Source organism: Burkholderia sp. RF2-non_BP3 (assembly GCF_001522185.1).
GTDB lineage: Bacteria > Pseudomonadota > Gammaproteobacteria > Burkholderiales > Burkholderiaceae > Burkholderia > Burkholderia diffusa.
In genome coordinates this window covers 240,849-260,507 of the sequence record NZ_LOSU01000017.1, presented here as the reverse complement: position 1 = coordinate 260,507, position 19,659 = coordinate 240,849, and the positions used below count along the sequence as shown (strand labels likewise).

The following is a 19,659-nucleotide window of genomic DNA, read 5'->3' as shown; positions in this document are numbered from 1 at the left end:
GCCATTTGGTTTCATGAACCGGGTGAGAATGATCCGGATGCCTGATCGATCGAGCCGAAAAATAGATCGTAATTTTACTAATCGCCATGAGAATTGCCATCCTCGATGACGATCCGCTGCAAACGGAATTCGTCAACAAGACGCTGTCGGCCGAAGGTCACACCTGCTACGAATTCACGAGGAGCAGGGCGCTGATGAGGCGTCTCCAACGTGAGACGTTTGATCTGTTGGTGCTCGACTGGAACGTTCCAGACGTGTCCGGAGAGGAAGTGTTGAGATGGGTGCGCATGAAGCCGTACGGAGCAAGTCTGCCGATCCTCTTCATGACTTGCCGGAGCGAGGAAGACGGTATTGCACATATCCTCAATGCCGGCGCGGACGATTACGTCGTCAAGCCTGTGTCGGGCACGATCCTGCGCGCGCGCATCGCCTCGCTGTTGCGCAGAACATATTCGATCGACGCGGAGACTGCGATGCGAGAATTCGACCAGTTTCGTTTCGACATGCACCAGCAGCAGGCGTATGTCGGCGATACGGCCGTGTCCCTGACGCAGAAGGAGTTCGATCTCGCATTGCTGTTGTTCCAGTTCTTCGATCGGCCGCTGTCGCGCGCACACATTATCGACATCGTCTGGCATCAGGTGACCGACGTCTCGTCGAGAACGATCGACACACACATGTCTTCGTTACGAACGAAGCTCGGCCTGCGACCGGAATGCGGTTATCGGCTTACGTCACTCTATGGATATGGATATCGACTGGAGCGGACAATTCAAATGAAACCCCGGTGAGCGTCGCTTCGGGAGCGTGGCGAGGGGACGGCTCATGAAGGACGAGCGGGGGTAGCAGCTGCTCGAATTTCATGTGCGGGAAAAATCCGCAGCAACACGAGTTGCTGCGGGTTCAACTTGGAGAAAACGCCCGCGACGCTTCTCGCACTTCCGCGTCGCGTACCAAAGCGCATGACTTCGGTGGGTTGATTATCCGGCAGCGCGATCGGGATATCCAGATCGGAAGGTAAGCGTGACGATGTTTGACAGTCCGATGCTCGCGTGCAACAGGCCTGTTTGGAAGCGCAATTGTCTTTGCTAACATCGGCTCCGCCTTGTCCGGTTCCTTCCTGGTTCATCGAATAACCTAATTAATCTGGAGACCTTATCACTATGAAAAAATCGCTCATCGCGTTGGCGTCCGTCGCGGCATTTTCCAGTCTCGCGCACGCCCAAAGCTCCGTAACGCTGTACGGCATTATTGACGAAGGGCTGAGCTATACGAACAACGTCGCGGTGGTCGGCACGAATGGCGTCGTGACGCGCGGCAATGTGTTTGCCTTGCAGAGCGGTGTGCTGCAGGGCAGCCGATGGGGGCTCAAGGGTACCGAAGATCTCGGCGGCGGCATGAAGGCCGTTTTCCAGTTGGAGAACGGGTTCAATGCCAGCAACGGCGCCCTGGGGCAAGGCGGCCGCATGTTCGGTCGTCAGGCGTATGTCGGCCTGTCGTCGGCGAACGCCGGCACGGTTACGTTGGGTCGCCAGTACGATTCGGTCGTCGATTACCTCGGACCGATGACCGCCAACGGCAATTGGGCCGGCGCGTTCTTCTCGCATCCGTTCGATAACGACAATACGGACAACTCGTTCCGCATCAACAACTCGATCAAGTACACGAGTGCGAATTACGGCGGCTTCCAGTTCGGCGGCTTGTACGGGTTCAGCAATTCGACCCAGTTCTCGAACAATCGCGCCTGGAGCGTCGGTGCACGCTATTCGAACGGACCGTTCACGGTCGCCGCGGCCTATCTCGATCTGAAGAATGGGGCGACGATCAATGCGGCCGGCGCGCAGACCGACGGTATTCCGTTTGCGGGTTTGTTGAGCGGCCTCGCCAGTGCCGCGACCGGGAAGGCCGTCACCGTCGCCTTTGCGAATCAGCGGACGGGCGGAATCGGGGCGAGCTACGCAGTGGGGCCGGCAACCCTGGGCGTGATGGCGAGCGAATCGCTGATGCAGACCCCGACGGCGTATGCTCGATTCCTGAACGTGGAAGGCAATGTGCAGTATTTCGCGACGCCTGCGCTGGCGTTCGGAGCGATGTACGACTACACGCGCCTGACGCTTAGTGCAAACGGTGGCCGGGAAGGCGGGAATTTTCATACGGTCGGCCTGATGACCGACTACTTCCTGTCCAAGCGCACCGATCTGTACGCGCAGGCGGTCTATCAGAAGGGTTCCAGCGGGACGGACGGTCTCGTTGGCGTCATGGGCGCGGGCGGGTATTCCACGGGAACTTCGCAGGTCGCCGCACGTCTCGGTATCCGACACAAGTTCTGATCGGGATGGAGGCGCGATGGGTTGATCGCGTCTTGTCGTCCATGGCCCTGATGCGCATCTCGTGCATCAGGGCTTTTTCCTGTGCATGACGACAACAACGCTCGCAGGATCAAAGCGAACGACCCCGCGATTCCGGCAGCGCGAACGTGCCGGCGACGGCGATGAGGCCCGCGGCGCACATGTACCACGCCGGCATGATCGAATTTCCGGTGACATTGATCAGCCAGGTGACCATGAATTGCGCGGAGCCGCCGAATACCGAGACGCTGAGCGCATAAGCGATCGACAACCCGGTTGCACGTATGCGCTGGGGCAGCATTTCGGGTATGCCGATAATGACCGCCGCTCCGCTCATCGATGAAAGCAGCGTCAGCAAACCCGTCGAGGCCAGCAACGATCCGAGCGATGGCGCTTCGGTCATCCATAGAAACATCGGTACGGCGAGCAACGAAGCGATCAGGCGCGGCCAAAGCATCACGGGTTTGCGTCCCCATCGGTCCGTCATCCATCCGCCGAGGACGCTGAATACCAGTGTGAACAGCCCGTTGACGATCGTCGCGCTCATGGCCACCGCGGGCGACAGCTTCAGCGTGGATATCGCGAACGTGGTCATGAAATTGATCACGTAGGTTGCGATCGTGCCGCCAAGGATGGCCAGCATGCTGAGGACGATGACGTTTCGGTGCTGCTTGAGCCCCGCCAGTCCGGCTTCGTGCACAACGCGCGAGTCACGCTGCAACGATTCCGGCAGATGCCGGCGCAGAAACAGCCCGATCGGCAAGAGCAGCAACCCCGCCGCGAACGGCACTCGCCACCCCCAGGCCTGTGTCTGCTCAGGCGTCAGGCACAGGATCACCGTCAACCCGATGACACCGGCAATGAGTACCGCCATGCCCTGGCTCGCGAGTTGCCAGCTGGTATAAAGGCCCCGGCGCGCCGGCGGGGCGATCTCGATCAAATAGGCAGTGGACGGCCCGACCTCGCCGCCGAGGGCGAGACCCTGCACGAGTCGGCATGCAACCACGACGACGGGAGCGGCCATGCCGATGGACGAGTAGGCCGGTGTGAGCGCGAGACCCAGGGTGCCGATGGAAATCAGTCCGATCGTCAGCAGCATGGCCGGCTTGCGTCCCGCACGGTCTGCAAACGCACCGATGAGAATGCCGCCCAATGGACGGGCAAGAAAGCCGACGCCAAATACCGCGACCGACAGCAACAGGCTTGCCGACGGCGTCGACGCGGGGAAAAAGGCCTTGCCGATATAAATCGCGAAGAACGCATAGGTGACGAAGTCGTAGAACTCCATCGCGTTGCCGGCGACCGTGGCCACGACGACCTTATTGCTGACTCGATGGGCGAGCAGCGGGGACGATACGGAATGGGTCATGAGGACTGTTTCGAAATGGATGAGGCTTGCGCGGCATGCCGTGACCGCATGTGTACGGAGCACAGGTGCAACCGGCTATATCGAAGTGGGAGCCAGGTGGGGTGGTTGGCTGTCTTTACGCTTGTTGCCCATCGAATTGTTGTAATGCTTCCCGGGTTACGTGATCGCAGCGACGCACGACGGAGTGCCGCAGATTGGCGCGGCTCCGCATTCCAGACGCGTTCGAGCGGTGGCACCCGCAAACGATATGCCGGACAGCGGCAGCTCCGTTTTGCGTCCCAGGCCCTTTGCCCGGTTGCAACCAAATACCTCGACGCCTTCCACTTTCATGGACGCCTGCATGCAGATCGGGCACTCGTACAAGGGCGCGCGACCGGCTGCGGCATTCGCGTTGCCCGGCATCGCGGCTTCGCCGCTTGTGTCGCGGGTGGATTTAAGCATGCGCTGAAGCGTTCGCTGATGAATCTTGAACCGCCGCGCGACGGCGGCTTCCGAGTGATGCGTCAACAGTCCCCGTGCCTGTTCGAGTTTTTCTGCATCAAGTATTGCCCGTCGCCCCGGCCTTTTGCCGCGCATGCGCGCAGCCGCGAGACCCGCCCGGGTTCGTTCGCTGATCAATGATCGCTCGAACTCGGCGAGTGCGGCGATCAGGTGAAACGTGAATCGGCCTGCCGACGATTGCGTATCGATCGCTTCGGTCAGCGAGACGACACGAACACCGGCCTGGTTCAATTCGCCGATGACTGAAACGAGGTGGCTAAGCGAGCGTCCGAGACGATCCAGCTTCCAGACCGTGAGAGTATCGCCGGGTTGCAGTGTCGCCAACGCTTGTTGCAGTCCCGGGCGGTCGGTCCGGGCACCGGAAATGCCCCGGTCGGAGAAAATCCTGTCGCAGCCCGACTGCTGAAGTGCGTTCAATTGCAGGTCGAGGTGCTGTTCGTCCGTCGAGACCCGGGCGTAACCTACTTTCATTCGACATCCTGAATATTGTCTATCCGATACCGATCCGGGCTCATGATCGAGCGATGCCCCGCTAGCGCGGATGCCGCTCCCACTTGACGCCGTCTCCACCAGGATCCGGTACCGGATGCCCCGTTCCATGCGCACCAGAAACCGGACAGGGCCTTCAACCGTCATCGCAAGGCCCGTGGCGTACTCGAGATCTGTCCCCGGGAGCGATTCGTCATGGTCTCCGTGTATTTCCCGAGGGTGAGACAAGCTTACGGTGAGGCAAAATTGACGTCCAATGCATTGTTTTGCGAAATATGATGAGTTTGAGTTATGGATAACCCGTCATGACCCTCACCCAACTGAGGCATGTGATCCTGCTGGCCGAACTGAGCTCCTTCAGTCGTGCGGCCGATGCCGCGTTCTTGACCCAGCCCGCGCTGAGCCGCAGCATCCGCGCACTCGAAGAGGAGTTGGGCGGCGCTTTGTTCGATCGCATCGGTCATCGCATCGAAGCGACGCCGCTGGGACTGCTTGTCCTCGAGCAGGCCCGGGTGATTTGCGCCAACGTGGACGCGCTGACTGACTCCGCGGCTCAGATGGTCGAGGGATCGCTGGGTCGTCTATCGATCGGAATGGGGCCCGGCCCGGGCGCGATTCTGATGACGCCATTGCTGCTATACGTCACGGAACACCAGCCGAACCTGAAACTGCAGATCATGCGAACGGAGCCAGAGCAATTGCTGAAGGCATTGCGTGAACGTTCGCTCGACATCCTGATCGCGGATTCGCGGGCGATTCAGGCGGATCACGATCTCTCGGTCGAACCCATCGGTGTCATGAGAGGGGCGATCATGTGTCGTCAGGGGCATCCGATTCTGAAGGGCAACCTGCCGGCCACGTTGGCCGACCTCAAGCGCTTCCAGATCGCGAGTACGATCGTTCCCGAGGCGACGCGGCGTGCACTGATGGAACGATTCGGGCCGGACGGCCACCCGGACCGTCTGTTCAATCTGCAATGCGGGGAACTGGGCAATCTGCTCGAATTGGCGCGCCTGAGCGATACCATCGTCATTGGCGTGCGTCACGCGGCGCCGGGGCTGGCAGAAATTCCGACTCAGCCGGCATTGAACATCGACGCGCATTTTTCGTGGGTTTCGCTGAAGGGACGCACGTTGCCCATGGCGTCGAAGGTCATCCGTCCGTTTATTGATGCCCGGCTGCGCGACCCTGATTGACCGGCTGGCCGCGAGATGTTCCGGATGCCGCGCCGGCAATTGCCTGATCGGGATCGCCGGTGCGTCTGTCGTCGCTGTCGCGGTCCGGGATCGGTCTTCGGGTTCGTTCGTCGGTAGTTCCATTTTCCGGGCGTTCTCTCGGCTTCCTGATGCATATCGTTGCGCCGGCCGTGCATTGCTTGCGGCGTTTACCGCCAAGAATCGGTCATTCGGCCCTAAACGTCACTAGACGAGGGGGATAACCGAACGCGGATCGTTTATCCCGGCGAGATAGTCAGGCGCGTTGCAGGCCTTGCCGTTTCAGTCCGTGGGCATCCTGTCGGAACGCATCGATTGCTCATACGTCCGTCCCTGTTCGAGGTCGTACTCCCCGCACCATCTCGCGACGACGAGCGGTGCAACGGCGTTTCCGAGAACATTCAGCGCGGTCCGGCCCATGTCGACCAATCGATCGACGCCGGCGATCAACGCGAGGCCCTCGACGGGCAATCCGGCGCTCGACAGCGTCGCGTACAGAATGACGAAGATGAATCCGGGCACCGCCGCACCGCCTTTCGTGGTGATGGCCATTGTTATCGTTAGAACCAGTTGTTCCGACAGGCTGAGATGGATGCCGTAGAGCTGCGCGATGAATAGCGTGCTGATGCCGAGGTAGATCGACGGACCGTCGAGGTTGAACGAGTATCCGGTTGGAATCACGAACGTCGCGATGCGTGCCGGGACACCGTAGTCCTGCATCTTTTTCATCAGCTGCGGCAACACGGTCGCCGAACTGCAGGTTGAAAACGCGACGAGCAGTTCGCTGCGGATGATGCGCAGGATGGTCGTCAGTCGAAACCCGAACAGTCGTGCCGTGATGCCGAGTACGAAGACGGCAAACATCGCCATCGCAAAGTAGGCGACCGCGACGAGCCTGATCAGCGGAAGCAGCGAACCGAATCCGAATGTGGCCGTCGTCACGGCGATCAGCGCAAAAACGCCGACCGGCGCATATCGCATGACCATTCCGGTGACCCGGAACATGACTTCGGCGATGCCGCGGAACATGTCGACGACCGGTTTCCTCGCATGCTCGGGTACGGATTGCAGCCCGGTTCCGAACAGGACGGCGAAGAAGATGATCGGGAGAAGGTCGCCTTTCGCCATCGAACCGACGATGTTGTCGGGGACGATGCCGAGAAGCAGGTTCAGGAATCCGCGGCTTTCATGCAGCGTTTGCGCCACCCCGTGGATCGTGTCGACACCCGTCCGCGACAACTGCGACATGTCGATGCCGCCGCCGGGCTGCAGGATGTTGCCGAATACGAGGCCCAGAACGATGGCGATGGTCGTGGTGACCTCGAAGTAGATGATGGTCTTGATGCCGATTCGGCCCAGCGTCCTGCCATTTCCGGTTCCCGCGATGCCGACCACCATGTTCGTGAACACGATCGGCACGACGACTAGGCGAATCAGCTTGATGAATATTTCGCCGGCGGGCTGAAGATAGCGCGTAATGATTTCCTGTCGGTACTCGGGGAAACGATTGAGCAATAGCCCGGCAGCGATACCGAGCGCGAGGCCGATGAAAATCTGGATCACCAGTCCGCTGCCCGGTGCATCGGGACGCGAATCGAGCGAACCGTCGATGATGGCACTCATGACGTCTCCGGATTGGGTGTCTTGAGATGGGTTGCGTGCGTCGCGTCGCGCGGAATGTGGGGCCGCCCGCGAGGAGCGTGACCGGCACGCCAGTCTTCAGCGGCCGACATGCTGGGTCACGAGGCACGGCTTTCGCATGTGCCGCCGGCACGGGGAAGGCTTCTGGCGGGAAGGGGTTCGAGGTGCCTGGCATACCGGACGACGCGTCGTGCGAGGTTGTCGGTTGCGTCGATCATGGGGCGTGACAGCGGTAAGCCGGACAGCGTCAGCGGAATCTCGGTGCAACCGGCGATAACGACGTCGGCACCTGCATCGACGAGCGATTCGGCAAGCAAGCGCATCTGCTCCCGGGATCGGTCGGTGGCACGTCCCAGCTTGATGTGATGGATCAACTGCATCAGGCATTCCTGTCGATGGTCCGTCAACAGGATCGGTTCGCAATCCAGACGACGCATTGCACGTTGGTAGAGGCAGGTTTCCAGGCAACCGCTGGTCGCCAGGATGCCAACGCGCCGCGACGGCTCGGTCAGGCGGGAGGCCGCGTCGCAGGCTTCCTCGATGATGCTGACGAATGGAATCGAGACGGCTGCACGGATGTAGGCTTCGAATGCGTGTGCCGTATTCGAAGCCATGATGAGAAGCGTCGCGCCTGCGTGCTCGAGATGCCGTGCCATGTCGGCCAGTACCGGACCGGGGTTGGCGTCGGCGGAGAGCATGCGTTCGCTCATCGCGGCGATCGAGCGCTGACGGTCGGGTATTTTCGGATTCGAGTCGAGCAGAACACGTAGATACTCACGCTCGTGTACGACCGGCGTCGCGGAAACGAGCTTGTTGACGAAATCGATATCAGCCAAAGGTCCCATGCCGCCGAGTACCCCGATGATCAATTCCGGCAATCCCGATGAATTTTGCATTGGCGTGTCCGTCAAAGTCGAAGCGACGAAGGAAGGCTAGCCGCCGCGACAAGCGAGCGCCAATGCCGCTTTTGGCGGTAACTATGCGAATCGGGAATAGTTTTTCTGGCAGGGATCGACGTGAAAACGGATGAGGGAACGACCGATGGAATTGAAGTGGCTGGAGGACTTTGTCGCCGTGGCGCGCCTGCAAAATTTTTCCAGCGCGGCCAGGACACGATATGCGACCCAACCGGCATTGAGCCGGCGCGTGAAGGCGCTGGAGAACTGGTATGGCGTTGCGCTGATTGATCGTAGTCGTTACCCGGTCGTGCTGACGGCGGCGGGCGAGCAGTTCCTGGATGTGGCGGAGCGCGTCATCGACGAGTTGTACGGCAGTCGCTCGCAAGCGCGCGGTTTGATTTCGGCGGCTGACCGGACGGTTCGATTCGTGATGCCACATTCGCTGGCGGGGGCATTTTTCCCTGGCTGGTGGGTCGATCAGGGACACGAAGAGGTGACGACGATGATCGCGACCGCAAACTTCGACGAGTGTGTCGAACTATTGCGCAGCGGCGCGAGTCAGCTTCTGATTTGCTGGCGAAGCACCGGCGTTGCCGACGATCTCGAGCGATACGGTATCCAAAGCATTCGAATCGGACACGATCGACTGGTGCCGGTGGCCGGCTGCGATAGTGGCGGGAGGGCGCTCTACTCGCTGGATGCGGTGCCGGGAGGGCGCATTCCGATCCTGGGCTACAGCAGAATGTCGTTTCTGGGGCGTGTCACGCGCAATCTTTACGACCGGCTGGATATCGAGCGTCGAGCGACGCTTCATTTCGAGGCGGAACTGGTCGAGCCGTTGAAGGCCGTCGCGCTGCTCGGCGAGGGGATTGCCTGGCTTCCCGAACTGACCATTGCCCGGGAGCTGCGATCGGGTTTGCTGAAAATCGTCGGCGACGATTCCTCTGTGGAACCGTTGAGCATCGAGCTTTGCCGAATTGCTTCGCAGAAGGGCAATCCAGACAGCGCGGTGGAGCGGATCTGGAACAATGCTGCATCCAGGGTCGACGAACTCGACTGATACGGAAGGATCAGATTGGGTATCCTACGTAACGGCCAGCGGTAAGGTTACGAAGACTGGGGATCCGGTCTGCGCGAGACAAGCCAGTGTGAGCGCCATTGATGTCACGCGTTCGCCGTTCGGTAAAAGCGGCTGGCGCGCCGGCACATCATTCGACCGGATAAGCGAGATCGTGCCAGCGCTTCGCGGATTTTCCACCGGAGCCGAGATGGCCGCCCGGAAACTGCATCACGGCGATAGCGTGGAGTGCCTTCTCGTCGAGATTCGGATCGCCGCAGCTCCGTCTGACCTTGAGGTCGCGGACACGCCCCTTTTCGTCGAGCCAAACGCGCACAAGTACTCGTCTTTGTGTCGGTTGCTGTTCCACTCCGCGGGACAACAGGCGATCCATCAGCGACACGATCTTCTCCGCAACACTCACGAAACACATCCCGGTCCAGGCTTCACGCGACGGCTTGCGCTCCCGGCGCCGATATCCCGACTTTTCCAGTGCCAACCCCGCATCCTGATCGCGGCCACCGCGTCGCTGCCCGCGTCGCTAGTGTCGCGCGAGCCCGGTCAGCATCGTCTCCCAGATTCCCCGATACACTGGATTGCTTGCTCCTTCGCCATGTCCCGGGTTCTTTCCTTCCGGATGGCGAACGGGTTTGCTCAGCGGGAATTGATGCGATGCCGGTATGCCCATCGCTCGATAAGATGCCGCAATCGCCGACGCGAACTTCTCGTCGACGTGGTAGGTCCCATACCAGCGTTCTGGCGGCGTTGCGCTCGGAGTGGAATACCATGACGCAATATCGTCATCGGAGCGCATGTCCCAACCGCCCGAGAAATCGATCACGCCGCCGATCGCGATACGTTTCGCGATGTAGGCCGCCATTCCACCTCCTTGCGACTGCCCGGACAGGACGATCGCACGCCAGTTCAACCGTGTGCCCGCGAGATACTGCTCCCAATGATCGCCGGCATCGTGCGCTGCAAGATAGCGAATCAGGGCAGTCAAGCGATGAACGATGGCGTCTTGCGGCGCATCGTTGATCCGTGCGGTCGTGTCGTCGCCGAATGCGCGCTTCTGGCGTACCTGCTCGGCGCAGGCCGGGTCATTCGCCAGAACGCGCTTGGTACAGACCTGAGCGATCGCCGGTGTATCGATGTACGACAGAACGATGACCCGATAACCGTGGGCGAGCGCTGTCCCGATGAATGCCTGTTCGGTCTTCGCGGTTTTAGGGGTTTCCCCGCCGGTTCCGGGAATAAAGACCAGAAGCGGGCCCGGTGCGTCTCCCCGCACCGAATAAACGATGTACGGCTCGATGCCGGCGGAAATCGTGCCATCGGTATCGGACGGTCGCACGACCTGTCGATCGATTGCCGCCAAAGCGGGAGGCGGGACGGCGACGGCTAGCGCAACCGCCATGACCGCCCCGGTTCGTCTTTGCCACGGACACCGAATCTCTTTCAATCGCACTGTCTCACCTCATGAAGATCTCGCCCTGGCGGTGCAAGGCGTCACTGAACCGATGGAACCGAACGGGGATGGCTCGGTGATGTTGACCAGGATAAAACGCAAACGTGCCATTTAAGTTTGCTATTGAAATATGGCCCATCGATTTCCAGCGTTCTCTATCACATGGCGCATCGGTCCGGCGTCGGGGCACGCAAGGCTGTCGGCGAATCCGTGCTGTTGCCCGCTTGGCCGCCGATAGGCGACACCGGAAAAAAAGAACCACCGGACCCGGGGAAGATTCGGTGGTTGACTGGCACATCCGACTCGGACAAGCAACGATTGGGGTCATTGCAAGAACAAGCATACGTCTTGAATCAGGGGCCGACTGTCATGAATTGTCATGCTCGACTTCCATGACCGATCGCCATGATCAGGGCCTTGCTGTTTGGAAACGGTGAGCGTCGCCTTTGCCGTTCGCGTACACGTTGATGCAGGCGGAGGAGGGTAGCGCGGCTGCGACAATCAGCTTCTTCATTGTCATTACCCACAGTTCTCATTTTGTTGTTCTTGTTCGCCGATGTGATTTGGCGCACTGGCGCGAAGCACCATAGACCCTTCTCATTGCGCGAGCCATACTGATTGCGGTACCACGCAGCGGTGGGTCGTCCTGCAGGGCAGGTTGATCAACGTTCTTCGCCGGAGCAATACTGGAATCCCGTGCGCAGCGAACGGAGCTCATCAAATGGCGAAGTATCCAGAGAAATCGATTGCTGCGGAGCAACTGAAGATCGTTTACAGCACCGTGACGTTGAGCGTGTCCGGTGGCACGCTCCTGGCTGCTACGCTCGCGATTTCGCTGAACCGACTGGGACACCTCGATCCATTTGCCGGCCCCGCGTGGGTTGCGTACATTGCGGCCTGTTCCATCGTCCATGCCATTCTGGCCTGGCGCTATCTGCGCTCGGCGACGAAAGTGCGTCTTGGATCACGCTGGGCGGCGGCCTTCATTGCGTGCAGCGCGGCGGCTGGCATCGGCTGGGGCTGGTCGTCGATCAGGCTCGCGAATGGGGGCGGTTTCGAGGTCGAGAGCCTTGCAGTCACGGCCGCGCTTGGCGTTGTCGCTGGCGCGGTGCCGGTCTTCGGCACTTACTTCCCCGCGTTCCTTGCATTCCTGTTGCCGGCCACCGTTCCGTATGTTCTTGTCGCTGCGTTCTCGGCCAACCGGGTCCAGCAGGCGACCGCTCCCATGATGTTCCTGTTCATCTGTGTCATCGCCTACCTCGGATTGCTCGCCAACCGGAGCGCGACACAAAACATCCGCTTGCGCTTCCAGGCTGAACAGCTCGCGACCGATTTGCGTGCACGCAACGAAACCGCGAAGCAGCTTGCGGATGACCTGTTGCGCCAGAAGCAGATCGCTGAAGAAGCGAATCTGGCCAAATCGCGCTTTCTCGCGGCGGCGAGTCACGACCTGCGCCAACCGTCTCACGCGCTGAGTCTGCTGGTCGGTGCACTGCGCGGCGCGGCGACTTCTTCCGAAAGGGAGCGAATCCTTCTTCGGATCGAGCAGTCGACAGATACGCTGAACATGCTTTTTGGCGCTCTGCTCGACGTCTCCCGGCTCGACGCCGGAGTAATCGAGGTACACCGGCGGCCGTTCCAGCTCGATGCATTGCTGGCGCACGTATGCAACGACCACGTACTCGACGCGTCGGAAAAAAATCTTCGGCTGTCACGCGTACCGTGCCGAGCGATCGTCGATACCGATCCGGTGCTGCTCGAGCGTGTCGTGCGCAATCTCGTGTCGAACGCAATACGTTACACGGATGCGGGCCGGGTAGTAGTTGGCTGTCGCCGCCGGGGACCACGCATCGCGATTCAAGTATGGGACACGGGGCGGGGTATTCCACACGATCAGCTTGATCTGATATTTCAGGAGTATTACCAGATTGACAATCCCGAGCGTGATCGCGGTAAAGGCCTGGGATTGGGCCTCGCGATTGTACGTCGCATGGTTGACCTGATGGAGTGTGGTCTGACCGTCCGCTCGGAGCCCGGTCGAGGGTCGTGCTTCGAAGTGTGCCTGGACCGGTCCGACGAGATACCCCGCCAATTGAGCACGTCCCCGGAGATCACTCGCGATTTCATTCAAACCGGAGGGTTCGTCGTTATCGTGGATGACGAGCCGGCGATTCGCGAGGGAATGTCAAGACTGCTCGGCATGTGGGGTTACGAGACGATTGCGGCGGATTCCGACGAAGATGCGGTCGAGCAGCTATCCGCGTGTTCCAGGCTCCCGGATCTGATCGTCTGCGACTTCCGCCTCCGCGGCACCAACGGCCTGAAAGTCATCGAGCGACTACGCACCGAATACAACGCGGAAATTCCGGCAATGCTCATCAGCGGCGACACGGGCGCCGAACGGCTCGCCGAGGCGCATGCCAGCGGTTGCCTGCTACTGCACAAACCGATCCCGAATGGCAAGCTGCGTGCCGCGATTGGCAATCTCATCGCGGCCGGCGCGCGTGCGCGGGCAGGAGGCGATGAACGCTAGCCGGAACGCTTGCCCGGGTGCGGCGGATTTCTATTCTGCATCGTGCGACCGCCCTGCAGATCGGTCGCGCATGCATGTGCGCGCTTGCCTGCACGCGCCGGCAGATGACACCCAACGCAGCGCGGCGGCCATATCGGCCGTCAGGCCGAGGCGAAACATGCCTCTCGCGCGATCTTCCTGCAGCAAGCGTTGCGCGAGCCACAGATACGACATATTCAATTCCCATACTGCGTCGCTGGTATTGGCAATGCACATGGCTTGCTCCAATTGCATCGAAGATGCAGCCAAATCAATGTCGTTCAGGTTGATGAGCCTGTAATCGTCATCGCGTCATCCTTGACGATGACTACCCGAATTGACTTCCAAGCAGTCGACTCGCATTAGGAACTAACGGGATTCAGTCTTGGCAATTTTCGAGAAAATGTAAACGCGACGTTGGGCTAACGAGGCGCGAAATTAAAATAAGACTGAAGCATTACGACCTTTGACTATCCTATTGATATAGGAATCCTGAATAGGACGAAGGTCTTAAGACCTTTCCTTTCATCGGTTATTCATCTGTTCGATTGCCATGAAGATACTCATCGTCGACGACCATCCGGTCCTCCGGGACGGTGTAGCGGCCCTGCTTTGCCAGAGCGAGAAAGGCCTGACTGTCGAACAGGTCGGTAATGCAGACGAAGCCATGCGGATACTTGGTCAGGATACCGATGTAGATGCCGTTGTGCTCGACCTGAAGATGCCCGGGATGAATGGCCTCGAAGCCATTTCCACGATTGCAGGCATCCGTCCGGAGGTACAGATCATCGTTCTGTCGATGTCCGAAGATCCTGGCGATGTACGCGCTGCATTTGCGCGTGGCGCACTCGGCTATGTCCCGAAATCGGCCGGCCCGCATACAGTGCTTTCTGCGATCAAGATGGTGCTGATCGGCGAGCGCTACGTGCCGCCGCTCGTGCTTGACCAGCAAGTCTCACCGAATGCTGACGATTCCCACCGTTCGGCACGGTCTTCCCCTGGCGGACCACTCACGCGGCGACAGATCGACGTACTCCGGTATCTCGCCGACGGTGTCCCCAACAAAGTCATCGCAGACAAGCTGGATCTATCCGAGAAGACCGTCAAGGCGCACGTCACGGCCATATTCAGAGCCCTGAATGTGCTGAATCGCACACAGGCCGCCGCCGCCGCGAGAAAGGCCGGTCTCCTGTGAGGTCCGGGCCGATGCGGGTTCGGCCCATCCCTGGCGTGCAGACTCATGATAAATACCGCGCCGAAGAAAGAGCCCTCTCGCTGAGCCGCCTGGATTTCCTGGCGATTGTCGACTGCAATCCCGGAATTCGAAACCGGGTTCCGGAAATACCCTCGTCATTGTCGGCGCCCGCAGCCATCCGCTACCAGTGCATCCATTCAGTCGCCTTGCAGCGCAGGCGCACGTCCAGGGGATCGGCCATCCGCGTGTTGGCGGCGTCGGATATCAACTTCCGTCGCTTCGGCTTCATGTGAGCCACCCGGTTCCGGTTTTTGGTCCTCCACACCAAGAGAGTCCTCAAACGTCTATTGGCTCGGTATCATGCCGGCACTTCGCGGGAGCGCCGCGAGGCAGAGGTTGTAGCAATCAGAGCTGGATCAGAGGGGGGGACGATATGGGGATGACGGTCGGCGAGGCGTCTCGCGTCGGTGGGATGAAGGAGGCGCGACTGATCGCCGGCAAGGGCGGCCAGGCGAATGTCGTGAATCATGTGAATGTACTCGAGACAGTCACCGAGCATGAGGATGACTGGGATATTCGCCATCATCTGTTTCTGACGACATTGAGTTTTACGGGAAGCGACACGAATCGGCAGGTCGCACTGATCAGACAATTGAGCCGCGGCGGTTGCGCGGCACTCGTGTTTCAGGCCGGACTGATCGATCCGTTGCAGCCGGCCGTATTGCAGATGGCGGACGAACTCTCGCTGCCGCTGTTTGAACTCCCGCTCAGCGTCGATTACGCGGAAATCCTGACGCCGCTCATCTGCGCCGTTCAACGCGAGGACGGCTACGTCGCGCGCGAAGCCGGCGTGATTCAGCAGCAGCTGCTGACGGAAATGTTGAACGGCGGCGGATTGAATACGCTCGTGTCGCTGCTCGCGCGCGTTCTGCGACGGTCAGTCGTCGTGCTGGATGATCGTGGCGTGCTTTACGCGGCATCGGACGAATGGAGTGCCGCCGATATCGCCGCCAATCTGCCTGCGTCTATCGTTCCGACCCGGACTGTCGTGAGGAGTGCCGCCTGGATGGTCGCCCTCGGCCGCCGGCCCGATACGCCGGTCGACGGCTACCTGATCGTGAACGTGCCCGACGGGATGGAGCCCAGCCCGCTGGAAGTCGCGACGATGGAGCAGGCGGCGGCGCTTCTGACGCTGGAACTGACGAAGCAGCGCGTGGCCGACGAGGCCTACGCCGAACCGTTCAGGGATTGGCTGGTGCACCTTGCCGCAGGCGACGTCGACCGGGCGAATGAGCTGGCGATGGCGAAGTCGCTCGATCTGTCGCCGCTGAGCGTGGCAGTTCTGTTCGAGCCCGCGCGAGCATCATGCGATGCGTCGACGCCGCTCGAGGCACGAGGCCGGCCGATCTGGCGGGCGATCTATGCAATCGAATCGAAACCGCTCGTATTCGAGTGGGACGGGCGTTTGCTCTGGTTGCCGGCGATTCCGCGCGGTGCGTCGTCCGGCGGCCCGCGGCAGGCGATCGACATGCGGCTTCGCCGGATATGGGAGCGCCTCGCGGATACCGACCGCGAGGCCTGGCGGATCGCATGCGGTGCCCCGGTCGACTCCGCATTGGACCTGTATCGAAGCGTGCTGGACGCCCAGGCGGTATTGGCGCTCGATGCCGCCGCGCTGGCCGACGGCCCGGTCGTGTACGACGATGTCGCGCTCGACGTGCTGTTTTGCCAGATCGCATCGCAACCGGCCGCGCGACGCTGGGTCGACAGCATGGTCGGTGTGCTCGCCGGTCACGACCGGGCGCAGGAAAGCGAGCTCGTGCGTACGCTGGAAGCCTTCTTCGACGCGGGCCAGTCGCATAAATTGGCGGCCCATCGCCTGGGCATTCACCCCAAGACGCTCAAGTATCGGCTGGACAAGATCGAGCAGATCGTCGGTTGCGTGCCCATCCGGGACGGCGCCCAGTTCGCGCTGCACTTCGCATTGAAGCTGTCACGCAGCGCCAGCTGACGCGGTTTTGCCCCGCACGGCTGGCGCGTTATCCCGCCGGGATAACCGACGCGCTTCCCGTTGCGCATCTTGTCTAGTGACCATCCGAATTTGGCGCCTGATTCTCGGTACCACGCTGCTGGACGCGGCTTGCATCCGGCGTGGCGATCTAATCCGAGAACCAAAGGGGCACTCAAGACATGGAACGACGGACAATCGGGCCGGACAGTCGACCGGGCGCAGCGGCAGGGGGCATGCATGCGGCGGCTTGACGAAGGCGCGGTGAGAAACATCGCATTGGGGGCAGCAGTCCTGGGCACGGGCGGCGGCGGCGATACGGCGATCGGGCTTTACATCGCGCTGGATGAAATTCGCCGCAGCGGCCCGATCGAACTGCTGGACGTGAACGAGGTGCCGGCCGGCGCGTTGATCCTGCCGACATCGATGATGGGCGCGCCCGCGGTCTCGATCGAAAAATTGCCATCTGGGCGGGAACTGGACATCGTGTTCGACGATATGCAGGCCGCGCTCGGCAAGCGGGCATTCGCGACGATGCCCGTCGAGATCGGCGGCGGCAATTCGCTGGTGCCGCTCATCCTGGCCGCGCGACGCCGGCTGCCGGTCGTCGACGCGGATGCGATGGGACGCGCGTTTCCGGAATATCAGATGGTGTCGTTTCATCTGCATGGCCTGGCAGCCCGCATCGCCACGTTTGCCGATGAACGCGGCAATCGCGCGACCGTGCATCCGAGCGACGGTGAATGGGGGGAACGCCTCTGCCGTCCGCTGGTGGACGCAATGGGTGCGAACGCAACGGCTTGCGATTTCCCGCTGACCGGCGAGGAAGTACGTCGGTGCGCGATACCGGGCTCGATCACGCTGGCCGAGGATATCGGCCGGCTGATTTCGCGGGCCGGCGATCGTCAGACCGGCAACGTCGTGGCCGATCTGGCCGATGCGCTGAACGGCTACCTGCTGATCGAAGGGAAGATCGCCGACCTGAAGCGTCGCACGACGGGAGGATTCACGCGCGGCTCGATGGTGATCGCGGGCATCGAGCGGCACACCGGGCGCAGCGTGACCGTGAATTTTCAGAACGAGTTTCTGGTCGCGCAGGATGCGCAAGGGGTCCTGGCGACCACGCCTGACCTGATCACGCTCGTCGATCATGAAACCGGGCATGCCATTCCGACCGAAACGCTGACGTACGGCATGCGTGTCGCGCTGCTCGCGTGCCCGTGTCATGACCAGTGGCGCACTGAGCAGGGTATCCGGACGACCGGCCCCCGATACTTCGGCTACGAGGTGGACTACGAGCCGGTCGAATCGATTGCAAGGAGGCGCGCATGACCGTCTATCGAATCGGAATCGACGTCGGCGGCACGAATACGGACGCCGCGATCCTGAATGAAAACCTGACGTGCATCGCGACGGCGAAGGTGCCGACGACTGTCGACGTGTTCGGCGGCGTGCGCACCGCCATCGAGCAGTTGCTGTCGGATACCGGCATTGCGCGTGACGAGATCGGACTGGCGATGCTCGGCACCACGCATTGCACCAATGCGATCGTCGAACGCAAACGGCTGCGGCGCGTCGGTCTGCTCCGGCTGGCGGGGCCGTCATCCGCGTCCGTGCCGCCACTGGCCAACTGGCCGCGCGATCTCGCGGCGGCCGTCGGTTTGCAATGGCACATCGTGGGCGGCGGTTACGAATACGACGGCCGTCTCCTCAGCAAGCTCGTCGAGAGCGAGATCCGGAATACCGTTCGCCAATGGCGCGGCAACGTCGACGCAATTGCCGTGTGCGGCGTGTTTTCCAACATCAATCCCGAACAGGAATGCCTGGTCGAGCAGTGGGTGCGGGATGAACTCGGCGCGATACCCGTCACGCTTTCGCACCGGATCGGATCGGTGGGTTTTCTGCCTCGCGAAAACGCGTCGATCCTGAATGCGGCGCTGGGCGACGTGATCGAGGACGTCATTACCGGGTTCGGCAACGCGCTCAAGGCGACGCGGCTCGACCACGCGCGCGCGATGATCGGACAGAACGACGGCACGCTGATGGCGGCCGATGTCGCCCGTGCGTTTCCGGTGCTCACGATCGGGTGCGGGCCGACCAATTCGCTGAAGGGCGCGGCGTTTCTGTCGGGGCGCAAGGATGCGATCGTCATCGACGTCGGCGGCACCACCGCGGACATCGGGATGTTGATGAAGGGATTCCCGCGCCAGTCAGCGCTCGCCGTCGACATCGGCGGCGTGCGGACGAACTTCAGGATGCCGGACATCATTTCGCTGGGAATCGGCGGCGGCACGGTGATCGGGCGCGGTCCGGACGGCGCGCCGGTGATCGGCCCGCAAAGCGTTGGCTATCGCCTGACCAGCGAAGCGATGGTGTTCGGCGGATCGACGTTGACGCTGACCGACGTCGCGTCCGTTCTCGGCACCGGACTTTGCATCGGCGATCGCGTGCCGGCCGTGTCGGCCGGCTTCTGCCGGGCTGCATTCAATACGGTGCTGCGGCAACTGGCGGGCGGCGTCGAGCGAATCAGGACCAGTGGTATGCCGTTGCCGGTCATATTGGTCGGCGGCGGAAGCGCATTGTTCCCCGATCGCATTGACGGCGCCGACGAAGTCATCCGCCCGGCCAACTTCGGTGCGGCCAACGCGATCGGCGTGGCGATCGGCGACGTCAGCGGCGAGGTCGATCGCATCGTGACGATGCGCGACGACATCCGCGACGAGACGCTGGCGTCCTTGCGGGATGAGGCGATCCGGGGCGCCGTTCACGCGGGCGCCGATCCGGCCACGGTGGAGATCCTCGAGCAGGAGGACGTGCCGCTTTCTTATCTTCCCGGCAACGCAACGCGAATCCGGTTCAAGGTGGCCGGTCGCCTGATGTCGCCGGCGAATCCTTCACATCGTCAATAGGTGCACGCAG

General features: G+C 61.3%; 16 protein-coding genes and 1 pseudogene. 10 read left to right on the top strand and 7 right to left on the bottom strand.

What is annotated here, in order from left to right; genetic code table 11:
• Window positions 1–86: 86 nt before the first annotated feature.
• Both WS45_RS07975 and WS45_RS07970 read left to right on the top strand, forming a co-directional pair.
• Window positions 87–791, top strand: a complete 705-nt coding sequence (locus tag WS45_RS07975) for a response regulator transcription factor (RefSeq protein ID WP_059699244.1) — start codon at window positions 87–89, stop codon at window positions 789–791.
• A 372-nt stretch (window positions 792–1,163) separates the two neighbouring features.
• Entirely contained in the window at window positions 1,164–2,330 is a 1,167-nt protein-coding gene (locus tag WS45_RS07970) for a porin (protein WP_059527144.1), read from the top strand.
• 109 nt (window positions 2,331–2,439) lie between these two features.
• On the opposite strand, the gene WS45_RS07965 is transcribed toward WS45_RS07970, so the two are convergent.
• Both WS45_RS07965 and WS45_RS07960 read right to left on the bottom strand, forming a co-directional pair.
• Entirely contained in the window at window positions 2,440–3,717 is a 1,278-nt protein-coding gene (locus WS45_RS07965) for an MFS transporter (RefSeq protein ID WP_059699242.1), read from the bottom strand.
• A 156-nt stretch (window positions 3,718–3,873) separates the two neighbouring features.
• Window positions 3,874–4,689, bottom strand: coding sequence for a recombinase family protein (locus WS45_RS07960; protein WP_063896526.1), 816 nt, complete (start codon window positions 4,687–4,689; stop codon window positions 3,874–3,876).
• A 323-nt stretch (window positions 4,690–5,012) separates the two neighbouring features.
• Here WS45_RS07960 and WS45_RS07955 point away from each other — a divergent pair, with 323 nt between their 5' ends.
• Window positions 5,013–5,903, top strand: a complete 891-nt coding sequence (locus WS45_RS07955; RefSeq protein WP_059527139.1) for a LysR family transcriptional regulator — start codon at window positions 5,013–5,015, stop codon at window positions 5,901–5,903.
• Between the two features lie 300 nt (window positions 5,904–6,203).
• Here WS45_RS07955 and WS45_RS07950 read toward each other — a convergent pair whose 3' ends face one another.
• Window positions 6,204–7,544: a cation:dicarboxylate symporter family transporter gene (locus WS45_RS07950; protein WP_059699240.1), complete on the bottom strand. Its 1,341-nt coding sequence runs from the start codon at window positions 7,542–7,544 to the stop codon at window positions 6,204–6,206.
• 116 nt (window positions 7,545–7,660) lie between these two features.
• The gene (locus WS45_RS07945) at window positions 7,661–8,458 is read right to left on the bottom strand and encodes an aspartate/glutamate racemase family protein (protein ID WP_063896524.1); all 798 of its coding nucleotides are present in this window, start codon (window positions 8,456–8,458) and stop codon (window positions 7,661–7,663) included.
• Window positions 8,459–8,603: 145 nt separating this feature from the next.
• Between WS45_RS07945 and WS45_RS07940 the strand changes: the two genes are divergently transcribed.
• Entirely contained in the window at window positions 8,604–9,521 is a 918-nt protein-coding gene (locus WS45_RS07940) for a LysR family transcriptional regulator (RefSeq protein WP_059699235.1), read from the top strand.
• Between the two features lie 148 nt (window positions 9,522–9,669).
• Here the strand turns inward: WS45_RS07940 and WS45_RS07935 are convergent, their stop codons facing one another.
• Together WS45_RS07935 and WS45_RS07930 are read right to left on the bottom strand one after the other, a co-directional pair.
• Window positions 9,670–10,017: an energy transducer TonB family protein gene (locus tag WS45_RS07935; RefSeq protein ID WP_156437072.1), complete on the bottom strand. Its 348-nt coding sequence runs from the start codon at window positions 10,015–10,017 to the stop codon at window positions 9,670–9,672.
• A gap of 42 nt (window positions 10,018–10,059) precedes the next feature.
• On the bottom strand, window positions 10,060–10,935 hold the full coding sequence (locus WS45_RS07930; protein WP_059699231.1) for a BPSS1187 family protein: 876 nt from the start codon (window positions 10,933–10,935) through the stop codon (window positions 10,060–10,062).
• Between the two features lie 772 nt (window positions 10,936–11,707).
• Here WS45_RS07930 and WS45_RS07925 point away from each other — a divergent pair.
• A complete protein-coding gene (locus tag WS45_RS07925) occupies window positions 11,708–13,519 on the top strand; it encodes an ATP-binding response regulator (protein ID WP_059699229.1) in 1,812 nt (603 codons plus the stop codon).
• Between the two features lie 117 nt (window positions 13,520–13,636).
• Here the strand turns inward: WS45_RS07925 and WS45_RS36525 are convergent.
• Window positions 13,637–13,774 (bottom strand): annotated as a pseudogene (locus WS45_RS36525) (flagellar transcriptional regulator FlhD); the annotation flags it as partial.
• Between the two features lie 316 nt (window positions 13,775–14,090).
• Here WS45_RS36525 and WS45_RS07915 point away from each other — a divergent pair.
• The 5 genes from WS45_RS07915 (at window position 14,091) to WS45_RS07900 (ending at window position 19,649) form a co-directional block, all read left to right on the top strand.
• Window positions 14,091–14,732, top strand: coding sequence for a response regulator (locus tag WS45_RS07915; RefSeq protein ID WP_059699224.1), 642 nt, complete (start codon window positions 14,091–14,093; stop codon window positions 14,730–14,732).
• A 35-nt stretch (window positions 14,733–14,767) separates the two neighbouring features.
• Window positions 14,768–15,025: a hypothetical protein gene (locus WS45_RS34810; protein WP_156437070.1), complete on the top strand. Its 258-nt coding sequence runs from the start codon at window positions 14,768–14,770 to the stop codon at window positions 15,023–15,025.
• 146 nt (window positions 15,026–15,171) lie between these two features.
• Window positions 15,172–16,743 (top strand): PucR family transcriptional regulator, encoded by a 1,572-nt coding sequence (locus WS45_RS07910; RefSeq protein WP_059699222.1) that lies wholly within the window; start codon window positions 15,172–15,174, stop codon window positions 16,741–16,743.
• Window positions 16,744–16,872: 129 nt separating this feature from the next.
• Window positions 16,873–18,072: a DUF917 domain-containing protein gene (locus WS45_RS07905; RefSeq protein WP_218921611.1), complete on the top strand. Its 1,200-nt coding sequence runs from the start codon at window positions 16,873–16,875 to the stop codon at window positions 18,070–18,072.
• Window positions 18,069–19,649, top strand: coding sequence for a hydantoinase/oxoprolinase N-terminal domain-containing protein (locus WS45_RS07900; RefSeq protein WP_059699221.1), 1,581 nt, complete (start codon window positions 18,069–18,071; stop codon window positions 19,647–19,649). Before WS45_RS07905 ends, WS45_RS07900 begins: the two co-directional genes overlap by 4 nt.
• Window positions 19,650–19,659 lie beyond the last annotated feature (10 nt).

What these genes read in the sequence shown, in the direction of transcription:
- WS45_RS07955 (WP_059527139.1), top strand. Translation starts at nt 5,013, where the DNA reads ATGACCCTCACCCAACTGAGGCATGTGATCCTGCTGGCCGAACTGAGC.
- WS45_RS07945 (WP_063896524.1), bottom strand. Translation starts at nt 8,458, where the DNA reads ATGCAAAATTCATCGGGATTGCCGGAATTGATCATCGGGGTACTCGGC.
- WS45_RS07930 (WP_059699231.1), bottom strand. Translation starts at nt 10,935, where the DNA reads ATGGCGGTTGCGCTAGCCGTCGCCGTCCCGCCTCCCGCTTTGGCGGCA.
- WS45_RS07975 (WP_059699244.1), top strand. Translation starts at nt 87, where the DNA reads ATGAGAATTGCCATCCTCGATGACGATCCGCTGCAAACGGAATTCGTC.
- WS45_RS07960 (WP_063896526.1), bottom strand. Translation starts at nt 4,689, where the DNA reads ATGAAAGTAGGTTACGCCCGGGTCTCGACGGACGAACAGCACCTCGAC.
- WS45_RS07950 (WP_059699240.1), bottom strand. Translation starts at nt 7,544, where the DNA reads ATGAGTGCCATCATCGACGGTTCGCTCGATTCGCGTCCCGATGCACCG.
- WS45_RS07910 (WP_059699222.1), top strand. Translation starts at nt 15,172, where the DNA reads ATGACGGTCGGCGAGGCGTCTCGCGTCGGTGGGATGAAGGAGGCGCGA.
- WS45_RS07925 (WP_059699229.1), top strand. Translation starts at nt 11,708, where the DNA reads ATGGCGAAGTATCCAGAGAAATCGATTGCTGCGGAGCAACTGAAGATC.
- WS45_RS07970 (WP_059527144.1), top strand. Translation starts at nt 1,164, where the DNA reads ATGAAAAAATCGCTCATCGCGTTGGCGTCCGTCGCGGCATTTTCCAGT.
- WS45_RS07900 (WP_059699221.1), top strand. Translation starts at nt 18,069, where the DNA reads ATGACCGTCTATCGAATCGGAATCGACGTCGGCGGCACGAATACGGAC.
- WS45_RS07965 (WP_059699242.1), bottom strand. Translation starts at nt 3,717, where the DNA reads ATGACCCATTCCGTATCGTCCCCGCTGCTCGCCCATCGAGTCAGCAAT.
- WS45_RS07915 (WP_059699224.1), top strand. Translation starts at nt 14,091, where the DNA reads ATGAAGATACTCATCGTCGACGACCATCCGGTCCTCCGGGACGGTGTA.
- WS45_RS07940 (WP_059699235.1), top strand. Translation starts at nt 8,604, where the DNA reads ATGGAATTGAAGTGGCTGGAGGACTTTGTCGCCGTGGCGCGCCTGCAA.